Origin of the sequence: Bifidobacterium sp. (assembly GCF_050874245.1) — a bacterium.
GTDB lineage: Bacteria > Actinomycetota > Actinomycetes > Actinomycetales > Bifidobacteriaceae > Bifidobacterium.
The window spans coordinates 1-3,501 of sequence record NZ_JBNMKH010000125.1 but is presented as its reverse complement, the minus strand read 5'-3'; the positions used below and the strand labels follow the sequence as shown (position 1 = coordinate 3,501).

At 58.9% G+C, this 3,501-nt stretch carries 3 protein-coding genes and 1 rRNA gene; 1 reads left to right on the top strand and 3 read right to left on the bottom strand.

Annotated features, from left to right (window positions below; all coding sequences use genetic code 11):
- Window positions 1-241 precede the first annotated feature (241 nt).
- Window positions 242-1,618, top strand: a complete 1,377-nt coding sequence (locus ACR0P8_RS09015) for an O-acetylhomoserine aminocarboxypropyltransferase/cysteine synthase family protein (protein WP_432624745.1) — start codon at window positions 242-244, stop codon at window positions 1,616-1,618.
- 69 nt (window positions 1,619-1,687) lie between these two features.
- On the opposite strand, the gene ACR0P8_RS09010 is transcribed toward ACR0P8_RS09015, so the two are convergent.
- The 3 genes from ACR0P8_RS09010 to rrf all read right to left on the bottom strand — a co-directional run bounded on the left by ACR0P8_RS09010 (window position 1,688) and on the right by rrf (window position 3,487).
- The gene (locus ACR0P8_RS09010) at window positions 1,688-2,803 is read right to left on the bottom strand and encodes an endonuclease/exonuclease/phosphatase family protein (RefSeq protein WP_432624744.1); all 1,116 of its coding nucleotides are present in this window, start codon (window positions 2,801-2,803) and stop codon (window positions 1,688-1,690) included.
- A 100-nt stretch (window positions 2,804-2,903) separates the two neighbouring features.
- A complete protein-coding gene (locus ACR0P8_RS09005; protein ID WP_432624743.1) occupies window positions 2,904-3,128 on the bottom strand; it encodes a hypothetical protein in 225 nt (74 codons plus the stop codon).
- Between the two features lie 242 nt (window positions 3,129-3,370).
- Window positions 3,371-3,487: ribosomal RNA gene (rrf, locus tag ACR0P8_RS09000) — 5S ribosomal RNA — on the bottom strand.
- Window positions 3,488-3,501: the final 14 nt, after the last annotated feature.

Sequence of the window (3,501 nt, the reverse complement as noted above, 5' to 3'; positions counted from 1 at the left end):
TATAAGGAATCATCTTTCCCGCTTTTCAAAAGGAATTAATAAGACAATATAATTTTTAATATTGGCCAAAACGGCGGGCAATATCTTCCGATGTGCTATCATCCATCACACCGGTTCATCCAACAACCGTTCCAGTCCTTTCCGATTCAATCTCGATTCATTCGATTCAATCTCGATTCCCATCATTGCCGCATAGCCGTCCCAACCGTCGGACCACGGCCTATTGAAAGGACTTTCCATCATGAGCAACAACCAGCAGAACACCGTCGGACAGACCTCCGCGCAGACACCCGGACGGACACCGTCAGACGCGGCCGCATCATTCTCATCACTCGCCCTGCACGCGGGCTACAATCCGGCGGAGCACCACAACTCCAGCAGCGTTCCCATCTATGCAACGGCCGCATACGCGTTGCGAGACGAGGAGCACGCCACGCAGATCGCCTCGTTCGAACTCGTCGACGACATCTACACACGCATCTCCAACCCGACGACCGGCATACTCGAAAAGCGTCTGGCGGCCCTTCATGACGTGGAAGGCGCGGTGGCGACATCCTCCGGTCTCGCGGCGCTCAGCGACACGATCCTCAACATCGCCGCGGGCGGCGGACGGATACTGACCTCGTACCGTCTTTACGGAGGCACGGTCGCCGCGTTCTCCAACATCCTGCCGGATTACGGCATCGATATCGACATCGCCCGCAATCCGGACGATCCGAAGTCCTGGGAGGAGGCGATCCGCCCCGACACCAAGGCCCTGCTCGTGGAAAGCGTCTCGAATCCCCTGAACGCCATCGCGGACCTCGAGTCGCTCGCCGAAGTCGCGCACAGGCATGGCATCGTCCTCATAGTGGATAACACGGTCGCCACGCCCTACCTGCTCAATCCCTTCAATTTCGGAGCCGACATCGTGGTGTATTCGACCACGAAGGCCATCAACGGCCATGGCAACGCGATCGGCGGCGTCGTATTGGAGAACGGCACGTTCGACTACGCGGACAACGAACGCTACCCGCAGTTCTCACGCAAGGCGTGGTTCTTCAAGACGCGCGACGGAAGGGAGCGCAGCGTGTTGGAGATCGCTCCGAACGCGCCTTTCACGACGAGGTTGAGGGCCTTCCTCGTCACTTTGCTCGGCTCGTCGCCCAGCCCGTTCAACAGTTATCTGACGCTGGTCGGCCTGGAGACGCTGACCGCGCGTCTCGATAAGGAGCTTGAGACCGCGCGGACCGTGACGCGATATCTCGATGGCGACCCCCGCGTGGGAAGGGTGTATCATCCGGACGCGAATGGCTATGGCTATCGGGATTGGGCGAGGAAATACCTCAAGAGGAACGGCAGCACGATAATCACGTTCGATTTGGATACGGTCGAGCACAAGCGCGCCACGCTCGACGCCCTGAAGCTGTTCAGCCTGCAGGCCAATCTCGGCGATTCGAAGTCCCTGGCGGTTGACCCGTTCGTCGTCACCCACCCGGAACTGACGCTTGACGAGCTCACCGCCGCGGGCATACATGCCGGCGCGATCCGCCTGTCCATCGGCCTGGAGGAGCCCGACGATCTGATCGCGGACCTCCGGCAGGCGTTGGACCGAACGTATGGCCCGGTAGAGGATTAATTAGACCGTCCGCCTCCGAACGAGGGCCGGACAGGGCCGGGCGCGATCCGAACGCAATCCGGATGCGGGCTAGTCGATGCGCACAATCGCCAGCAGCGCCTTATGGTCGCTGCCATCCACTTTGACCGTACGCACCTGACCGGCCCGCATGCCGGAATCCAGCACGATATGGTCGATTCCGGCGAACGTTGGCACGTAGTCGATGTTCGCCGGCCAACTGAATTTCAATCCGTTCGCGGCCTGTCGGGCGGCGTCGGAAAAACGGTTTCCCAGAAAATTACGGAACGGCGTATGGTCGTAGGTCGCGTTGAAATCGCCCATGAAAATGTATCGGCGTCCGGTGTCGAAACGAAGTTTCGCCAGTTCGTCGAGCGACCGTTTCCATTGCTGCCAGTAACCGTTCGTCGGCGACGTGGTGTGTACTGACACGAAACGCACCTGCGAGCTTCCCCCGTTGAACGAGATGGTCGCACCGGGCATGAAGGACGCGCTCGAATCGACGTCGTCGTCGGATGGATCGGAAAGCGGGCTCGCCGACCATATTCCGTTGCCGTACACGCCATCCGAACTGGCCACCTGCGAATACGGCAGATAAGCGGCGATGCCGGCGCTGTTCAACGCGTTCACGAAATCGTCGGTCGTCTCCTGCAACGCGAGCACCTCGACATGCTCGCTACGCACCAGATCCACGATCTCGCGCGCGTCCGCACGCCCCTTGTACACGTTGCACGTCATCAGCCGGGCATAACCATCGTCCGTGTTGACGTTCTCGCCGGACACCGCCGCGACCGCCGCACGCGGCAGTTGCGTGGAACCGTAGAAGAACGGATACTGCCAGAACACCTGCAACGCGATCGCCAGAACGGCCACCACAGTGGACATCACGCGTTTGGAGACAATACCACAGATCAATGCGACCACGGCAAGCAGCGTGAACCACGGCACCAAGGAAACGACCACCGGCATGTACGGCAACGCCTGCAATTCTTCCGGCAGGATATGCGTGGCCGTTCCCAGCAGCGCCGCAAGCGAGAAGACGAAGGCGACCACGGCGCAGATGAAGTTGCGCACACGGTGTTTTCTTCCTTGTTTCAGCGTGCGCAACGGCTTCACGGGCCTCGCTGCGGATGTTTTGGCCGATTTGCCCGCCGAAGTCTGCGGTCGGCGCGCTCTTGACTGAGCCATGCTCTTCCCAACTTTCCGAAATTCGCGTCCGTAATGGTTATCGCGTGCTTATCCGACGTGGTTTTCATAGATGGCCGCGCCGGTTTCCGTACGTGGTGCCTCAGTCGTCGAGACCGAGCTCATGACGGATGCCGTCGATGATGATGCGGCTGGCGGTGGTGCCGCGTTCGCGCGCGTTCTCCTGCAACATCATCTTCAGATCGGACGGAATCTTGAAGCTCATGAGCACACGTTCGCCGTTGACGCGCCTGCGGGCGCCCTGCACGCCGGTCAACGATGCGGCAGCCGCGGCCTTCGCGCCGCCATTCGATTTTCTGGCCGTCATCAGACGATCGTCTCCTTAAGTTTTAGATACACGTTCTGGTATCCATTTATATAAAGCGTATATACGTTTTATATATTATATGGGCGACCTTGTCATGGATTCCATGACCCTTGACCGATTCTCGATTCCGTCTTCGAAAAGGACGTAGTTCCGAAAAACACGGTTTCGGAAGGACATGCCAGCTGATTCGCATATGAAAAATCCCGAGGAGCTCGGCTCGACTCGGGATTTAAAAAGAGTAAACGCGGCGACTTGCTACTCTCCCACACCCTCTCGAGTGCAGTACCATCGCCGTGCTAGGCCTTAGCTTCCGGGTTCGGAATGGGACCGGGCGTCTCACCTAGGCTATGATCACCGCAAGAGAAAATAATAC

Bases quoted from the DNA above. Each gene is read 5' to 3' on its own strand.
- ACR0P8_RS09015 (WP_432624745.1), top strand. From the start codon at position 242: ATGAGCAACAACCAGCAGAACACCGTCGGACAGACCTCCGCGCAGACA.
- ACR0P8_RS09010 (WP_432624744.1), bottom strand. From the start codon at position 2,803: ATGGCTCAGTCAAGAGCGCGCCGACCGCAGACTTCGGCGGGCAAATCG.
- ACR0P8_RS09005 (WP_432624743.1), bottom strand. From the start codon at position 3,128: ATGACGGCCAGAAAATCGAATGGCGGCGCGAAGGCCGCGGCTGCCGCA.